Origin of the sequence: Agrobacterium sp. ST15.16.024 (genome assembly GCF_027956545.1) — a bacterium.
Taxonomy (GTDB): Bacteria; Pseudomonadota; Alphaproteobacteria; order Rhizobiales; family Rhizobiaceae; genus Agrobacterium; species Agrobacterium cucumeris.
In genome coordinates this window covers 1-17,018 of sequence record NZ_JAQKGO010000009.1, presented here as the reverse complement: position 1 = coordinate 17,018, position 17,018 = coordinate 1, and the positions used below count along the sequence as shown (strand labels likewise).

The window sequence follows — 17,018 nt, the reverse complement described above, 5'->3', positions numbered from 1 at the left end:
AAAAACATGATCGACAGCACAGCCGTGGCCGCAGGCCACGCCAAGCAGCCATTTTACAAGCACCTGTATTTCCAGGTTCTGGTCGCCATCATCGCCGGTATCGCGCTTGGCCATTTCTATCCGACCTTCGGTGAGCAGCTGAAGCCGCTCGGCGACGGCTTCATCCGCCTCGTCAAGATGATCATCGCTCCCGTCATCTTCCTCACCGTCGCAACCGGCATCGCCGGTATGAACGACATGAAGAAGGTTGGACGCGTGGCCGGCAAGGCCATGATCTACTTCCTGGTGTTCTCCACCCTCGCGCTCGTTGTCGGCCTCATCGTCGCCAATACCGTGCAGCCGGGTGCGGGCATGAACATCGATCCTTCGACGCTGGATGCCAAGGCCGTCGCGACCTACGCCGACAAGGCCCATGAGCAGACCATCACCGGCTTCCTGATGAACATCATCCCGACCACCATCGTCGGCGCATTTGCCAGCGGTGACATTCTGCAGGTGCTGTTCTTCTCGGTTCTGTTCGGCATCGCGCTCGGCATCGTCGGCGAAAAGGGCAAGCCCGTCACCGATTTCATGCATGCCATGATGTATCCGATCTTCAAGCTGGTCGCGATCCTGATGAAGGCCGCCCCCATCGGCGCTTTCGGCGCCATGGCGTTCACCATCGGCAAATACGGCATCTCGTCCGTCACCAACCTCGCAATGCTGATCGGCACCTTCTACGTCACGTCGGCCCTGTTCGTGTTCGTGGTTCTCGGCGCCGTCTGCCGCTACAACGGCTTCTCCATCGTCGCGCTCATCCGCTACATCAAGGAAGAACTGCTGCTGGTTCTCGGCACCTCGTCTTCCGAAGCCGCCCTGCCGGGCCTGATGAGCAAGATGGAAAAGGCCGGCTGCAAGCGCTCCGTCGTCGGCCTCGTCATTCCCACCGGTTACTCCTTCAACCTCGACGGCACCAACATCTACATGACGCTGGCGGCCCTCTTCATCGCCCAGGCAACCGGTATCCACCTGTCCTTCGGTGAACAGATCCTGCTGCTGCTCGTCGCCATGCTCTCCTCCAAGGGCGCGGCCGGCATCACCGGCGCAGGCTTCATCACGCTCGCTGCAACGCTCTCCGTCGTGCCTTCTGTTCCGGTTGCCGGCATGGCGCTGATCCTCGGTATCGACCGCTTCATGTCGGAATGCCGCGCGCTCACCAACTTCGTCGGCAACGCCGTCGCAACCATCGTCGTCGCCCGCTGGGAAGGTGAACTGGATCAGGACCAGCTTGCCCGCGTGCTCAGCGGCCAGGAAGAAATCTCCGGCATCGCCGATGTGGATACGGCACTGCCGGCATCGGTTCAGCCCGCCGAATAATACGACCTCCCAAGGTCCGGCCTGTCGCGGCTCCGTCCGGACAGGCTCTTACATGAAGGCCGGCGCATCAGGATCGATGCGCCGGCCTTCCACGTTCAGATATAGTCGTGAAAACAGTTCTTATCGCCGGGCAGATGTTATAGAGCCAGACGGGAGCGAATGGATGAACGGAGTCGGCATCACATGAAGAACCTGTTTCTCGCCTGGCAATTCTGGGCGCTGCTGTCAGCGGCTTTTGCGGCGCTCACCGCCATTTTTGCGAAGATCGGCATCGAAAACGTCAACTCCGATTTCGCCACCTTCATCCGCACCATCGTCATCCTCGCCGCCGCCGGCCTGATGGTTTACATCACCGGCAACTGGCAGCAGCCCTCCACCATTTCCGGGCGCACCTGGTTGTTCCTCGTGCTTTCAGGCCTGGCGACCGGCGCATCGTGGATATGTTATTTCCGGGCACTGAAAATCGGCGATGCCGCCCGCGTCGCCCCCATCGACAAGCTGAGCGTCGTCTTCGTCGCCGTCTTTGCGGTGCTGTTTCTAGGGGAAAGGCTGTCATTGCCCAATTGGCTCGGCGTTGTCCTGATCGCCTGCGGCGCAGTGCTCGTGGCCTACAGGGGATAGAACGATGCCGGCCGGATGAACCGACCGGCAATATCTGCGGGAATCTTTAGCCGCGTGCGGCCGCGACCTTGTCGAGACCACGTTTCACACCAGCAAACAGCTCGTCCAGCTGCTCGGCCGTGATGATCAGCGGCGGGCAGAAGCAGATGGATTCGCCGATCGGCCGGGTGATGACACCCTCTTCCTCGATGGCCACGGCAATAGCGAGCGTCGTATCGCCGGCCTTCAAGCCTTCCCATGGCTTCACTTCCAGCGCGCCAAGGAGACCGACGCCGCGCGAGGAATGAATGAGCGGATGATCGGCAAGCGCCTTCAGATGATCGAGAAATTTGCCCTCCAGCCGGGCGACATTGCCGACCAGATCACGCTCCTGAATGATCTTCAGGTTTTCCAGCCCCACCGCCGTCGCGACCGGATGACCGGAAGCGGTGTAACCATGGCCGAAGGAGCCGATCCGGTCGGACTCATCGGCGATCGGCTGGTAAAAACTGTCATTCATGATGATCGCCGAAAGCGGCATGTAGGACGACGAAATCTGCTTGGAAACGACAAGCACATCCGGCTTGATGCCATAGGTCTCGCAGGCAAACATCTTGCCGGTGCGACCAAAACCGCAGATCACCTCATCCACGACAAGCAGAATGTCGTATTTCTTCAGGATCGCCTGCACGCCTTCCCAATATCCTTCCGGCGGCAGGAGAACCCCGCCGGCGCCCATCACTGGCTCGCCCCAGAAGGCGGCGACGGTTTCGGGACCTTCGCGAAGGATCAGGTCCTCCAACTCCTTCAGGATACGCGTGGTGAAATCCGCTTCGCTTTCCCCATCCTTGCCGAAATGCACATAGGAGGGGCAAGCCGTATGCAGCATACGGTCCAGCGGCAGATCGAAGCTTTCATGGTTGCGCGGCAGGCCGGTGATCGAGGCTGATGCGATGGTCACGCCATGGTAACCCTTGATGCGGCCGATGATCTTTTTCTTGTCTCGTCTGCCCAGCGCATTGGAACGATACCACACCATCTTGGCGGCAAGATCATTCGCCTCGGAACCGGACGAGGTGAAGTGCACCTTCGACATCGGCACCGGCGAAAGCTCGATCAGCAATTCGGCGAGATCAACGGATGGGCCATGCGTCTTGTAGGAGAAGGTGTGGTAATAGGGTAGCTTCTGCATCTGCTTCGTTGCAGCATCCACCAGCCGCTGTTCGCCAAAACCAAGCGCCACCGACCACAGCCCCGCCATCGCCTCTATATAACGCTTGCCACTGCTGTCGGTGACATAGATGCCCTCGCCGCTTTCGATCACCAGACCGCCGGTCTTTTCGAATTTGCGCAGGTTGACGTTCGGGTGCATCTGATAGGCGATATCGCGTGCCTCGACGGAATTCGGCAGGATGGTCATCGGTAAGGGCTCCGTTTCGGTTGGATTGGGCTGAGGCGTCAGACGTGCTGGCCGCCATTGATGTGAATTTCCGCGCCGTTAATGTAGCGCGACTGGTCCGAGCAGAGGAAATAGATGGTCTGCGCCACCTCCGCCGTGGTGCCCAGCCGGCCGAGCGGCACCTGGGCTTCAACCAGCTCCGCCGTTCCGGGAGAGAGGATGGCGGTGTTGATTTCGCCCGGGGCAATGGCATTGGCGCGCACGCCGCGCGGGCCGAATTCATGCGCCAGTTCCCGCGTCAGCGCCGCAAGCGCTGCCTTCGAGGTGGCATAGGCCACGCCGGCAAAAGGATGCACCCGCGAGCCGACAATCGAGGTGACATTGACGATGGAGCCTTTCGCGGCCTCCAGCTCCGGCAAAAGTGCGCGGGCAAGCAATGCCGTGGAAACGAGGTTGACGTTGAGCACACGCGTCCAGATGTCAGCCGTGGTATCCGCCACACCAAGTCGACTGCCGCCTTCGCCCTTCGGTGAAATCCCGGCATTGTTGACGAGAGCCGCGAGTTTTCCTTCCGGCAGGCGCGAACGCACCTCCGCCGCCAGATCTTCAATGCCGGATAAGTCCTCGAGATCTGCCTGAATATGGCTCTCCCGCGCCGATGGCCAGCGGCATTCCTCCGAGAATGGTTGCCGCGATACGGTGAGGATTCTCCAGCCCTTCTCCTGAAACAGCTTGACGGTGGCATGTCCTATTCCACGGCTGGCGCCGGTCAGAAGCATAAAAGGAACTGCCATTGAAAACTCCCGTGCCATGCGGATCGTTGAGCCGATCGAACATTCAGCCCGCATGTTAGAGAGTTACAACCGGTGGACAAGGGCTTTTTTGTCGCGGCGCGCCGGCGAGAAAACCGCCACGGGCTAATCCCATTTGATGGGCGCCTTTCACCCGAAGGGAATATTTGAAGCCGGCCGTTTGCCCATAAAATGAAGTCTCCCGAATTTGTGATCTGTATTGGGAGGGGGCAAGAATGCGTATCGACATCATCGACACCGACGCCGGTTTCGAGGCGATCCGGCAAAACTGGGACGCGGTTTTCATGGCCGATCCCCATGCACGGCATTTCCTCTCCTGGGGCTGGCTCAGGGATTATATGCCACGCCGCAAGCGCTGGTTCATTCTGGCTCTGCGTGAACGCCCGGAAGGCTCGCCCTATGTGGCGTTTTTCCCGCTGCGCCTCGTCACCGAGCCGGACAAGAAAACCGGTCGCTTCCATGACAGCATCGTCATGGCCGGCAATGCGGCGGCGGATTACACCGGCTTCATCACCCTGCCGGACTATGAAAATCACGCCGTCGCCGGTTTCTGTTCCTACATTCGCCAGCAGAACTGGACCGAACTGAAGCTCGATTACCTCTCCGGCCCGCCGGAACGTCACAGTGCGATGGTCCGTGCGCTGCAGGGGCCACTCGTCATGTTTCGCGACAACATGCCGACCAACCCCTATAACATCAACAATTGCATCTGCCCGGTGGTCGCCCTGCCCGACACGTTCGACGGCTATCTCGACAGCCATATGAGCAGCCAGACCCGCCAGAAGCTCAGGCGCTTCCTGCGGAAAGTGGAGGGCGGCGATGAATATCGCATCACTTTCGCAACGAAAGAAACGATCAAACGGGACATGGATATCCTGTTCGATTTCTGGCGCATCCGCTGGGCGCCGCACAAGGGCAAGGAGCGCACGGAACTGCTGATCGGCGCAACACGGCAGATGCTGATGGATGTCTATATCCGAGGCGATCTGGAAGTGCCTGTCCTGTGGTTCGGCGACCAGCCGCTCGGTGCACTCGCCAACATCATCGACCGGCAGAAAAAGTCTGTGCTGTTCTACATCACCGGCCGCGACGAAAACTGGAAGACCCCCTCGCCCGGCCTCGTGCTGCACGGGCACTGCATCCGCAGGGCCATCGAGCAGGGTTTCAAAACCTATGACTTCCTGCGCGGTAACGAGCCCTATAAATATTTCTTCGGACCGGAAGAGCAGAAGCTCAGCTGCACGCTGTTCCGCACCCGCTCGGGCGAAAATCTTGGCGGCACGCTGCATCCACGCAGTATCCGTTTCGTCTATGAACAGGGTCTCAAATTTTACAAGACCGGCAAGAAACCCGCCGCCAACATCGCCTTTGCCCAGGTGCTGGCGGCAGCACCCGACCATTCCGGCGCGCAATTCGGTCTCGCCAACCTGTCTTTCGACCGGGGTGAGTTCCGGGAGGCGGAAATCGCCTTTCTGGCACTTCTCGCCAGCGGTCAGGACCCGGTTCTGCTGTGGATGCGCATCGGAGAGGCGCGGCTGGCGCAGCAACATTATCACGAGGCATCAGAGGCTTTCCGGCAGGTGACCAATCGCGCGCCTTTCCACCGCGAGGCGCTTTATAAATGCGCCGTCGCCCTCATCGCCGCCGAAAGGGCGGTGGAAGGTGCCGAAATCCTCGACAGGCTGCAGCATTACCATTCGGACGACGCCGCACATCTGGAATATGCCGAGAAAGCACGCGCGGCCCTTGCACGGCTGGAATTGGCCAAACCAAAGGCCGCTATGCCTGCCGATGTCATCACCCTAGCCGCCAAGCCCAAGACAACCGGCAAACGCTGGCACCCGCCAAAGGTTTTGCATTGAAGGCAATGATCTGTAAGTTGCGGCAGGAAAAACCGGCCGCAACCCGCAGGGATTTTTATGTTTCTGACCAATAAGGACATGCTCGATCTCATCGAGCTTCGCCATGATCTCCATCGCCATCCGGAAATCTCCGGCGAAGAAAAGGAAACAGCCCGACGCATCCGCGCTTTCCTCGAACAGGCAAAACCCGACCGGCTTTATGCCGATCTGGGTGGCCATGGCGTCGCGGCGGTCTATGACAGCGGCAAAAGCGGCCCGGCGGTTCTGATCCGCTCGGAACTCGATGCCCTGCCCATCCACGAAAAAAGCGAGGCCGACCACCGTTCCGGCACCGACGGCAAGGGCCACCTTTGCGGCCATGACGGCCATTCGACCATCTTGACGGCGCTGGCGCTTGGCTTTTCCCGCAACCGACCGCAAACCGGCAGCGTCATTCTCCTTTACCAGCCGGCGGAAGAAACTGGCGCAGGGGCGGCAGCCGTCATCGCCGATCCGCGCTTTGGCGAGATAAAACCGGATTACGCCTTTTCCCTCCACAATCTTCCAGGCCTGCCATTCGGCCATGTCAGCGTGGTGGAAGGGCCGGTCAATTGCGCTTCGCGTGGCATCAAAATCCGTTTTTCCGGCAAGACGGCGCATGCCTCCTCGCCGGAGCACGGCGTTTCGCCGATGCGGGCGATATCGCAGTTGATGCCGGCCTTGACCGATCTCGGCTCCGGCTTTCCGCCAGAGCCCGATTTTTCGATGGTGACGATCACCCATGCGGTGATGGGCGAAGCGGCCTTCGGCATCTCGCCGGCCGACGCGGAAATCTGGGCGACGCTGCGCACACTCACCGACGACCGGATGGAAAAGCTCTGTGCGGCTGCGGAAGCGCTTGCAAGAAAGCTGGCGGACGAACAGAAACTGACGCTCGACATCACCTACGACGATATTTTCCTGCATTGCGAAAATGCGCCTGACGCGGTCGATCACATCCTGCGGGCGGTGGATGAGGAGAAAATCTCCCATAGTTCGGAAGGGCTTCCCATGCGCGCTTCCGAGGATTTCGGCCGCTTCCGTGCCGTCTCGTCATCGGCCATGTTCTTTTTAGGCGCAGGCAAGGATTATCCCAACCTGCACAATCCCGATTATGATTTTCCGGACGCGCTGATCGGCATCGGCGCAGGCATTTTCATGCGCATCATCCGCAACCTGACGGATGCGGGATAACAGCGGCCATTTTCTGGCCGCCGCCTTCTGGCCCAACGTCAGCCGCCTTGCGGACCGTTGCTCGGCCGGGCCGCGCGCACCGCCGCCAGTCCGCGGATACCGTCCTTATTGCCGATGGACGTCAGGCTTTCGAAAATCTGAGTCGCTTCGCCGTAACGGCGCATGGCGAGATAGGAATAACCGCGCAGCACCATCAGATCCGCACGCTCATCGGCAAGCCGAGAACGCTGATCGAGCAGCAGCAGCGTCTCCGCATAGCGTTTCGACTGGAAGGCGGAAACCGCCCTGTCCGCCAGGATCGAGACCTGCAATTCGGTCGCGCGGGACCGGTCCATGCCCGATTTCGTCGCCGAAACGGCCGCATGGTCCGTCAGCCCCATGCGTAGATAAGCAAGGCTCTGGCCATAGGCCGCATCGCTTTTGACCGTCGACTGGCCACCTTCAATGGCGGATTCGAAGGCTTTCAGGGCCTCCGCCGGCCGGTTTGTCTCCATCAGGCACCAGCCGAGATCGAGCGCCTGCTGCGGCGGCAGTCGCTGCGGATCGGGATAGGCTGCGCAGGAACGGGGGCGCGATGCGGCGCGGGCTTCCCGTTGCGCTTGCGCCGGGCGGCGTGCCTGTTTGCGCGAAGGCTCCGGAGCGGATTGCTGAACGGCTGGCTGGCTGTACACCACCGCTGTCTCCGCCTGCGGCACATAGGGCGCGGGTGCTGTCATCGGAGAAGCCGCGGCAACAGGCGGTGAGGTTACCGGCGCCAGCGGCTGGCCGGACTGGTCCACCATGCGTGCCGTTCCCACATCGGCGATGCGCTGCGAGCGGCTTGCCCATTGCTGCTGGATGCCGCGCAGACCGGCAAGATTGCGCAGGTCATGATAGCTGAGCGCCACGCCATAGGCCGAAGGTTCGTCATCCGGTTTCCAGCCAAGCGCCGTACTGAACCATTGCAAGGCAAGCGGCGTCTGCCGGAAAGCGAGCGAATACCAGCCGAATTGCTGCGCCGTCGCCGCATCCTTGCGCGCCACCGTTTCGGCGGCGATGCGTTGCAGCACATCCGGCGGCAGCACGACAGGCGGTTCAAGCGCCAGAAGATTGGCCGTCGCGGCAAGATAGGTGGCGAGCGCGTCATCGGAAGAGGTGCGCCACTCATACATGACGTCCTCGGCCTCACGCGGCTCGTTGCGGTCGATCAAGGCGAGCGCCAACCCCTGCGAGGCAGACGCGCTGTCTTCCTCTTCCCGCGCCTTGCGGAACCATTTTTCCGCCTCTGTCATGTTTTTCTGGCGAATATTGTACCAGCCGAGCAGCAGGGCGTCGCTGGCCAGCCTGTCAGTTTCGGCAAGTCTTTCAAGCCGCATCAGGTAAGCGGAAGGAACGGAAATGCCTTCCTTCTCCCCCGCCTTTGCCACGAACTGGCGGGCGAGATCGTTCTTGACCGGTTCGAATTCCAGCTGGCCATCGGCGCCGGGCTTTTCCTTGGCCAGCAGCTCGCTCATCATCTCCGCCGGCAAAAGCGCGGATGCCTTCTGCACCGTGGCCAGCCTGTCGCTTGGCATCGTGCAATTGTTGAGAATGTAGAGATAGGCGTCCCGCGCCCGCCCCATGCGGTCGGTATTGGCAAATGCATCGGCGACCCGCCATAAAACATCGACTTCGCTGCAGGTCAGCAGGCCGGGATTGTTTGCCGCCGCATCAACCACCGTCGCATATTGCTTGAGATCAGACGCATTGACGAGGCGCTGGCGCGCTTCGGCGAGAGACAACATGCCGGTCAGATTGTCGGGCGGCTGCCAGCCGGGTTCCGTCTGCTGGCGGTCGGCAATCGCCTTTCGCACTTCGGCATAACGGCCGTCGGTATAAAGCTGCCACATGGCATCGAGTTTGGGATCGCCATTTTCGGGAATGGCGAGCGGATCGGCCGGCGGCGTCCAGTTCGGATAAAGCGTGCGCAGCCGGGCAATCTCGGCCTGAAGGCGCTGGGTATCGCCTCTGGCCGCGAAGTAACGCAGCGCGCTGAGATCGACCTCGGGCATATCGGCCGCAACCGGCTCAGCCGCGCGGGGAGTGGGCGCCTGCGCCATTTGCGGCTGTGGTGATTGCCAGCCGGTCTGTGACGGGCGGTCCATCGCCGGCACCGTTACCGGCGGCGTTGCGGCCGGCACCGTGACGGGCGGCGTGACCTGCGCCATCTCGCGATTTTTCAGGAAGGCATTGATCTGCGCGGGATTGGCCGCAGCCGGGGATGGGCGCGGCACCGCACGGTTGTCGCCAACCGCCGACGTATGCACGTCAGACACCCGCCCGAGAATGCTGTCGCGCCAGTGGAAGGCGGCAAGCGCAATCAGAAGCAGGATGAGAGCCGAGGTCGACAGTGGCTTGTTCATCGGCATTCCCCGTTATTCCTTGCCAGAAACGACAATGCCAGAAGATGCAATGTGGAAGGATAATAAAGTGTTGGCTGGAAGCTTTTAAGTTCGGCGGGAATGGCCGGACCGCCGGCAACGCAGGACGCCAGCGCCGGGATGATGCGGTAGCCGGGATCCGACAGGACGTCCTTGACCGCTCCGCTCTTCAGGTCGAAAGTCCCTGCGGCACCGCTTTCCAGCATCATGCCATCCTTCAGCCGCGCAAGCAGTTCCGGCGCTCCCATTTTTGCCCTTGAGAGATAAAGCGGGATGCGCACCGCATTATAACCGAATTCCGGCGGAAAACCCGAAGCCGGCTCCGGCTTCGTCTTCACCGACACCCAGTCGGCCGGCAACTTTCTGTCGCTGAAGGCAAAAGCGCCGACCTGCGCCACGCCGTCATCGGCAACCGCTTTCCACAGCGGTGATGGCGCAACCAGATCAAGGACCGGAAACGCTTCGAAAATCAGATAGGAGGGGTTGACCACCGGGCCATCGCCTCGGTCATCCTCACCAAAACCGCTGGCAGCCGGCAAAAGCAGCGTTCGCCCGCCGCGCTGCACCACGGTCTTCCTGAGGATGGCGGATGCGATGGCTGCGGATGCCTCGGCATAATCCTGCCGGTTCCACTGGCCCGCGGCGAGCGCCAGCGCATAGGCGATCAGGATATCGCCATCGGTTGCGTTGTTGATATCAGTGACGTGCGGCCTTGTGCGCGGATCCCATTTCCAGGCGGAAAGTCCGTCGTCGCGCACCAGCAGTTCTGTGCGGGTAAAGCTCCAGATCAGTTCGAAATCGGCAAGGTTGTCGGAGAGCACAGCGAGCCACATGCCGTAACCCTGCCCTTCGCTGTGGCTGATATTGCCGTTACCGGTATCGATGATGCGCCCGCCGGGATCAAGGAAGGCACTTTTATACGCGGACCAGGCCTCCGGCGACACCGACGCGGCGCGGGCGACGGAGATGCCGGCAACCAATGCCATCATGGACAGGCAGATGATGCGGGCAAGTTTCGAAACCCCGCCCGTCATCGATGTCGTCCCATCAGGCGCAGCATCACGAAGGTGGCAAAGCCCAGAAGCGACACGAAGCCAATGAATGCCAGCGAATAGGAAAGCACATTGGAGGACAGCCAGTTGGCAGCGATCAGTCTCCAGTTGGAGAGCGAAAACGCCCCGGTAATATAGAAATACGGCCGTTCCACCTCAACTGTTTCGACCTTTCCAGCAGCCGCATCGTAAGCGGCAACCCGTCCCGTGACGTCGCCCCAGCGGTTCTCGCGCGTCATGGCCGACATGCCGTCGAGAAGCTCTGCCGACGTTGGCGCGGTGGCAAGCGTCCAGACGCCTTCTCCAGAGGGGCTGAGCCCCTGCGCCAGCATGAAGGAGGCGTTGGCAGGCGGGGCATAGGGCTGCTCGGCGGCCGGCAGGAAACGCAGCGTATCCGAACTTAGATCGAAATTCCGCTTCATCCAGTCCTCGAAGGACGAGACCTGCCCCTCCCAGACGCCGCCATCCACCCTCTCCCGCCAGTCGTTGAACAGGGTCTCGCTGTTTTGCGCGGGTGGCTGGACACCGGTTCCGACTTTCCAGGATATCTGGCTGGAGGGAACGAGATTGAACTGGCTGATCAACGCCTGCGGAAATTGCGAAATCGTTCCGACAAACAGTGCATCGCGATCGCCGATGACCAGGGGCGAAGCGACGGTCTCAACATTGATCGGATGTCCCGCAACACTCGCAAGCCGGCTGACGAGAGTTGCCGCCGCCGACATGGTGTCCGTATCGAACCGATCGAGCGAGAGGGCAACCGGGCTTCCGGCAGCCCTGTAAGGCTGGCCGGCACCTGCCATCGCCGCGAGATCGGGCTTGCGACCGATCCGGGCATAATCCGGAATATGGATTTCGGTGGTGTCGAACAGGGCAAACCGCGGGGTCGTGCTGGCCGGCGCACCCGGCGCGCAGGCTTGATCCTGCGCCGTCATCAACACCGCCTCGATCGTTATCTTGTTCGGTCCCGGCTTCAGATGGCGCATCGTGACATTGATGGGCAGATGCCGGAAAATACCGCCGCCATTGTTGGAGATCGGCACCGTCGAAGCAATCTCGTTATTAACGTAGATGTCGATATGGCTGCCGGGCAAGACCTGCGAGGAATAGGCAGCGTCGAGCAGCAGCGATGCCTCACCATAGGCGGACGCATAAAAATCCGCGGGCATGCCGATGTAAAACTCGTTGCGGAAACGACGTCCGCTAAACTCGCTGCTTTCGAGACCAAGTTCGGAAAGCGCGATGCGGCGATCCGAGGTGATGAGCGGAACGTCCGGCGCATGCCAGCTGCGGGTCGAAAAAGCCGTTCTCTGGGAGCCGGGCGCGCGCGAGATCGAGGAAAACAGTGTCTCAATGGCCGCCTGCACCGCCTGCGGAGTGGGGCCGCTGACGAAAAGCGGCGAAAACCCGCTGGGCACCGCACTGCCAAAACCGGCAAAGGCGCCCGCCGATGCTTCCGGCGGCAACGCCCCGGCTATACCCGCAATCTCACGGGCGGTGCCTACCAGAACCGTCAGCGTTCCGGGCTTGCGTTCGGATGAAGGGGCCGTCACGAAGCGGATCGACTGGTTCGGCATCAGGGTTCGGAGCGCCAGCGCCTGCGAAAGGCGCAGGAGTGAATCCGCAAATGCCGGATTACCGAGCGACGGCGCGATGATCTCGATCGAGGTCGCGGCTTTACCATCAGGTCCAGTTGCCTGAATGTCGTCTATGTTAGTGAAAGCGCCGGCAACATCGGCATTGAAGCCGATATAGGTGTTCGCCGGACTGACGTCGGTCCACAGATCGTAGGTGGATTGGATCGTGCAATCGGTCCTGTGTCGCTGCTGCACGCCGAGCGTCACGACATTCGATCCGACCTGCAGCACGCCGGGCGGGATTTTCAGGGAGACATTGCCTTCACCGTCAGGCGCTTCAATGCGCGCCACATCCAGTGGAACATTGTTCAGGCTGACCTGAAAATTCGAGCTTTCAGGCGCAACCACAATGGCGTTCTGATACCCGATATTAAGCGAAACGGCGGCATTGGCCTGCTCCGGCGTCAGATAGATGCCCCATTGCCGCCGGTCCGTCTCGCCGGAAAGGCTGAGCTTCTCATAGGGCAAAATGTAACGGCGGCGGCTATCAGCAGGGGACAAGGGGGTCTGCACCGTAGCTGGTCTCACTCCCTCCTGACGCGGAGGAACAGTAACCGGCGGAACGACGGGGCGCTGCGGCGCTGGCGAAACGGGCGCCGGCTGAATCACAAAGGGCGGCTGCGCCGGTGGTATGGCAGGCGGCTGTCTGGGTGCCGCTGGAGGAACGACGACGGGCGGCGACACCGGTGCAGGCGCAGTCTGCGCCGGCCTTTCCGGCGACATATCAAAGGGCGAGGACTGCGCCATCGCCCCGCTTGCGGCGGCACCCCACATCAATGCTGTCAGCGAACCCCTGATCTTTTTAACGCCGGTCATTTTACAGCTCCGGCAGGTTTGACGTTTTTGGCCGCGGGCCGGAGCGCCTTGACCAGGTAGAAGAGACCGCGCTGCGTCTGGAACAGCGATATGGCGAGGAAGATAGCCGTACCGCGAATGAGGCCGGGGTTCCTGCGGCGCACGCGCTGAAACTCGCTCCACTGTTCTGAATTGGCGAAGATCAGGTCGGCGATCAGGCGATGATCGACGGCGCGCTGTGGTGAGAAGGTGCAGCCGATTGAAACCAGTCCTTCGCCGCGCACCGTCCGGACCACCTTGACGGGCATGGTTTCCGGCACGCCCTCGCTGTGGGGCTTCACCTTCACGATCGCCGTCGTGTTCTTTTCGACGGTCGTGGCACTGTCGAACAGATTGATCAGCAGCCCATGCACCGATACGTTGTCGATGGAGGCTGGCAACCATGCGTCACTGCCCTCGAGCTTGACCTCACAGCGCCGCTTGACGGTGATGCGTCGCGACGCCGACTTGTCGCCGCGTTCCGAGACGACACCGAGCGCGCAGCCGGCAAAGATGAGGTTGAGCAGGTTCCAGCCGCCGACGACCAGCGTCACATCGGCCTTGTAGGGCTCGCTATAGATGCGCCAGATGGCAAAGGCCATCGCGACCACCAGAAGTGCGAAAATCACGAAGAAGGGACGGCTGATTTCCGATAGCCGCGCCTCGGCAATGGATTCGTCCTTGGCCGTCACCTTGAAGGTCGGTTTGCCGGGATTGAAAATCACGGAGACGACCGCAGGCAGAAGGTGGACCGTCTGAACATATTCGTAAAGTTCGGAAATCCACGGCCAGCGGAAGCTGCCATAGAGATAGTTCTGCATCATCAGGTTCACGAGCATGTAGGCAGCCGTATAGGCGAGGAATTCGCCACCCGAAGCCACGAAAATCTGAAGGTCGAAGAACAGGTAGAACAGCGGTGCGAACAGGAAGATCGTGCGCGGGAACGGAAACAGCCAGAACAGCGTCGACGACATGTAACAGAGGCGCTGCGTGAAGGAGAGGCCACGCTTGAACAAAGGCTGACGGAAGATCAGGATCTGCATCATGCCCTGCGCCCAGCGGCTGCGCTGGCCGATGAAGCTGGCAAACGTGGCCGGCTGCAGACCGGCGATCAGCGGTTTGTCGACATAGATGCTGTTCCAGCCGCGCGAATGCAGCGCCAGTGCCGTTTCGCAATCCTCGGTGATGCTGACACCGCTGAAACCTTCGGTATCCTGCAGCGCCTCGCGCCGCAGCACGGCGGCGGAACCGCAGAAAAACGCGCCGTTCCACTTGTCGAGACCACGCTGGATGATGCCGTAAAACATCTCGTTTTCGCTGGGCATCGTCTCGAAGGTGCGCAGATTGCGCTCGATCGGATCCGGATTGACGAAGAAATGCGGCGTCTGCACCAGGAAGAGCCGGGGGTCTTCCTCGAAATAACCAACCGTCTCCAGAAGAAAATCGCGGGCGGGCGCATGGTCGGCGTCAAACACCGTCACCAGTTCGCCGGTCGAATGGGCAAGACCATTATTGAGATTGCCGGCCTTGGCGTGGACGTTGCGCTCGCGCGTCAGATAACGCACGTCGAGATCCTCGCAGAGCTGCTTCAGTTCCTCGTGGCGACGCTGCGCCGCCTGCGCCTCGACGATGTTGCTGGAATTGCGCTTCTGCACCGAGCCGCCATCATCCAGCAGCCACACCGTGAACCGGTCGGCCGGATAATCCATGTTCTTGGCCGCCGCCAGCGTGTTGGCCAGAAGCTCGGCATCCTCATTATAACTCGGCACGAAGACATCGACCGTCGGCCGATAGTCCGGCGAGCCGGGCCGCGTCTTGCGCGACGGCAGCGGCATGGAGACGATGACAAGGCTGAGGCCCAGCATCACGACGCTGTACATTTCCGCCAGATAAAGCAGAAAGCCGGGAATGAAGTTCTCGAGCTGGTTGACGGGCGGCAGCGTGCTGGTGGTGCGCCAATAGACGTAACGCAGAACGATGGCCGTGCCGAAACCCAGCGCCACCAGACGCCAGGCCCCCTGCCCGTTGAACCCTTTGATGGTCGCCAGAAGAACCAGCGAGATCGCGGTCGCGACCAGATGCGTCTGCAGGCTGACCGGCATCGTGACGATGGCCAGAACGCAAAGCGACACAAGCAACCAGACAATGACTGTGATGGCCTTGTTCATCCAGAAACTTTCCGTTCTCTTCCCCATCCGGAATTTCGGCCCGGAATTTCCGCTTTATTCCCGGTGATCATCTGCATCCCTGGGCCACTCCCGAACCGGCCAGACATGCTGGCGAGGGAATGGACACCTGCGGAACCTGTGATGGTTGCTGGCCGCTCCTTGCCGTTCCGCTCTCGGCGCGCTGGCCCATTGCTGCTGGTCGTGCAGGCTGAACGGGCGCGCCAGCCGATGTGGGCGACGGAATATTGACAGCAGCAACGGGCGGCAGCGGCTGTGGTTCCGGCTGCACCGGCGGGGCGGCAACCGCGCGACGGACTGGCGGCGTTGTCGGCACGCTGGCAGTCACTTCGCCGCCGGGCTGCATCGGCACCTCGTTTGTCTTCAGGGGATAGACCGGATTGCCCGGCCGTCCGAGGTTTTTGTCCACCGCCTGCGGCGTGCCGTAAGGGTTCCAGCTTTCAGACGCATAGGTGCCGGTGATCGTGTAATTATACATGACCGCCAGAAGTCGCTCGACACTCGCGCCGGACTGGCACAGGCGCAGCCGGACCTTGATGCGGCCGAGATTGCGGAAATCCTGCCGCATGCTTTCCGGCGAGCGTATATCCTGCCAGCCATAAAGGCAGTTATCATCACCCCGGCCGCTGCCGGCGGCATAAGAAAAGGCGCCATAGCCATTCTGCAGGTAGTTCGCCGACAAGGCGATGTTTTGCCCCGGAAATTCGGTGCGGATTTCACGCGCGACCGACGCTGCGCGGAAACCGCTGAAACCAAGAGCGTCGCGATCGGTATCACCGGCCTGCTGCGGGCCGAAAAACTCCGCCTTGATGTAGTTCTGTCCGGGCGTGGCAGCCTCGGATCGCAATATGACCTGTTGCGCCACCGCATTGGAATAGGTGCGGTTGACCACGGTGACGATTTCCGGACCACCAGGCGGCGGGAAAACCAGCGCTTCGGACGGAGACAACATCTGTGCGCCCCCGAACGAGCGAACGCCCGCGGGAGTATTGCAGCCCGTAAGAACCACAATGGAGAACAGCAATGAAGTATAGGCAGAAAATCTCACTGCCTTGTGCCCCTCTATTTCCCCAACGCCGCCCATATTAAAAAGAGGCCGAATCACTAATGACGAGACCATTGCTACGAAATACGTGAGGACTACGAATAAGCAATCTCAAATTTTCGTTGTAATTTCCGACACTTTGTGGATTCCGAATCACTCTGGACGCGCTATTTGCCACTGAGGACCGTGGAACCAAACGCACGAATGCGGGTTGGCTCAGGGTGAGGTCGATGATTTTACGGTTGCAGCGCAATATGTCCCATGGTCTACTTGCTTCTATAATCACGTATTTTTATTGATCTATTTTTTCATTCGACTGTAAAAACAGAGAGTTAACTGATGACAGTGCAATTTCCGAGTGCCGCCCAGGCGCTTGCCGAAGAGATCGGGACATTACGGAAATGGCTGGATGAGGATGCCCTGCCGCTGTGGTGGGAGGCAGGTTCGGCCCGCCCGAACGGCGGCTTTTACGAGCGCCTCGGCCAGGATGCCAAACCGGTTTTTTCCGATGATCGTCGCGCCCGCGTGCAGCCGCGTCAGGCCTATTGTTTCGCCGCCGCCGGCCAGCACGGCTGGCAGGGGCCCTGGAAAGAGGCGCTCCTGCATGGCCTCAGCTGGTTCGAA

The 17,018-nt window shown here is 60.8% G+C and carries 12 protein-coding genes; 5 read left to right on the top strand and 7 right to left on the bottom strand.

The annotated features are described in order from the left end of the window. Nucleotides 1-6: 6 nt before the first annotated feature. Both PL640_RS20925 and PL640_RS20920 read left to right on the top strand, forming a co-directional pair. Entirely contained in the window at nt 7-1,356 is a 1,350-nt protein-coding gene (locus PL640_RS20925; protein ID WP_142842708.1) for a dicarboxylate/amino acid:cation symporter, read from the top strand. 183 nt (nt 1,357-1,539) lie between these two features. Next, a complete protein-coding gene (locus PL640_RS20920) occupies nt 1,540-1,977 on the top strand; it encodes an EamA family transporter (protein WP_046800765.1) in 438 nt (145 codons plus the stop codon). A gap of 46 nt (nt 1,978-2,023) precedes the next feature. Here the strand turns inward: PL640_RS20920 and PL640_RS20915 are convergent, their stop codons facing one another. Next, nucleotides 2,024-3,376 (bottom strand): aspartate aminotransferase family protein, encoded by a 1,353-nt coding sequence (locus PL640_RS20915; RefSeq protein ID WP_271363395.1) that lies wholly within the window; start codon nt 3,374-3,376, stop codon nt 2,024-2,026. Nucleotides 3,377-3,414: 38 nt separating this feature from the next. After that, complete coding sequence (locus tag PL640_RS20910) at nt 3,415-4,149, bottom strand: SDR family NAD(P)-dependent oxidoreductase (RefSeq protein ID WP_194287719.1); 735 nt, start codon at nt 4,147-4,149, stop codon at nt 3,415-3,417. A gap of 233 nt (nt 4,150-4,382) precedes the next feature. On the opposite strand from PL640_RS20910, the gene PL640_RS20905 reads away from it, so the two are divergent. Next, nucleotides 4,383-6,029, top strand: a complete 1,647-nt coding sequence (locus tag PL640_RS20905; RefSeq protein ID WP_271363393.1) for a GNAT family N-acetyltransferase — start codon at nt 4,383-4,385, stop codon at nt 6,027-6,029. A gap of 57 nt (nt 6,030-6,086) precedes the next feature. Next, a complete protein-coding gene (locus PL640_RS20900; RefSeq protein WP_271363392.1) occupies nt 6,087-7,241 on the top strand; it encodes an amidohydrolase in 1,155 nt (384 codons plus the stop codon). A 38-nt stretch (nt 7,242-7,279) separates the two neighbouring features. On the opposite strand, the gene PL640_RS20895 is transcribed toward PL640_RS20900, so the two are convergent. The 5 genes from PL640_RS20895 to bcsN form a co-directional block, all read right to left on the bottom strand. After that, nucleotides 7,280-9,628: a cellulose synthase gene (locus tag PL640_RS20895; RefSeq protein WP_271363391.1), complete on the bottom strand. Its 2,349-nt coding sequence runs from the start codon at nt 9,626-9,628 to the stop codon at nt 7,280-7,282. After that, on the bottom strand, nt 9,619-10,674 hold the full coding sequence (locus PL640_RS20890) for a glycosyl hydrolase family 8 (RefSeq protein ID WP_271363389.1): 1,056 nt from the start codon (nt 10,672-10,674) through the stop codon (nt 9,619-9,621). Before PL640_RS20890 ends, PL640_RS20895 begins: the two co-directional genes overlap by 10 nt. Further along, nucleotides 10,671-13,145 (bottom strand): cellulose biosynthesis cyclic di-GMP-binding regulatory protein BcsB, encoded by a 2,475-nt coding sequence (locus PL640_RS20885; RefSeq protein WP_271363387.1) that lies wholly within the window; start codon nt 13,143-13,145, stop codon nt 10,671-10,673. Before PL640_RS20885 ends, PL640_RS20890 begins: the two co-directional genes overlap by 4 nt. Beyond that, complete coding sequence (bcsA, locus tag PL640_RS20880) at nt 13,142-15,331, bottom strand: UDP-forming cellulose synthase catalytic subunit (RefSeq protein WP_271363386.1); 2,190 nt, start codon at nt 15,329-15,331, stop codon at nt 13,142-13,144. Before bcsA ends, PL640_RS20885 begins: the two co-directional genes overlap by 4 nt. Before the next feature lie 67 nt (nt 15,332-15,398). After that, nucleotides 15,399-16,301: a cellulose biosynthesis protein BcsN gene (gene bcsN / locus PL640_RS20875; RefSeq protein WP_271363385.1), complete on the bottom strand. Its 903-nt coding sequence runs from the start codon at nt 16,299-16,301 to the stop codon at nt 15,399-15,401. A gap of 432 nt (nt 16,302-16,733) precedes the next feature. Between bcsN and PL640_RS20870 the strand changes: the two genes are divergently transcribed. Continuing rightward, nucleotides 16,734-17,018: AGE family epimerase/isomerase (locus PL640_RS20870; RefSeq protein ID WP_271363383.1), on the top strand; the 285-nt coding region annotated here is incomplete at its 3' end.

Excerpts from the sequence above, each read along its gene's own strand:
- PL640_RS20925 (WP_142842708.1), top strand. The coding sequence starts at position 7 with ATGATCGACAGCACAGCCGTGGCCGCAGGCCACGCCAAGCAGCCATTT.
- PL640_RS20920 (WP_046800765.1), top strand. The coding sequence starts at position 1,540 with ATGAAGAACCTGTTTCTCGCCTGGCAATTCTGGGCGCTGCTGTCAGCG.
- PL640_RS20915 (WP_271363395.1), bottom strand. The coding sequence starts at position 3,376 with ATGACCATCCTGCCGAATTCCGTCGAGGCACGCGATATCGCCTATCAG.
- PL640_RS20910 (WP_194287719.1), bottom strand. The coding sequence starts at position 4,149 with ATGGCAGTTCCTTTTATGCTTCTGACCGGCGCCAGCCGTGGAATAGGA.
- PL640_RS20905 (WP_271363393.1), top strand. The coding sequence starts at position 4,383 with ATGCGTATCGACATCATCGACACCGACGCCGGTTTCGAGGCGATCCGG.
- PL640_RS20900 (WP_271363392.1), top strand. The coding sequence starts at position 6,087 with ATGTTTCTGACCAATAAGGACATGCTCGATCTCATCGAGCTTCGCCAT.
- PL640_RS20895 (WP_271363391.1), bottom strand. The coding sequence starts at position 9,628 with ATGCCGATGAACAAGCCACTGTCGACCTCGGCTCTCATCCTGCTTCTG.
- PL640_RS20890 (WP_271363389.1), bottom strand. The coding sequence starts at position 10,674 with ATGACGGGCGGGGTTTCGAAACTTGCCCGCATCATCTGCCTGTCCATG.
- PL640_RS20885 (WP_271363387.1), bottom strand. The coding sequence starts at position 13,145 with ATGACCGGCGTTAAAAAGATCAGGGGTTCGCTGACAGCATTGATGTGG.
- bcsA (WP_271363386.1), bottom strand. The coding sequence starts at position 15,331 with ATGAACAAGGCCATCACAGTCATTGTCTGGTTGCTTGTGTCGCTTTGC.
- bcsN (WP_271363385.1), bottom strand. The coding sequence starts at position 16,301 with ATGTTGTCTCCGTCCGAAGCGCTGGTTTTCCCGCCGCCTGGTGGTCCG.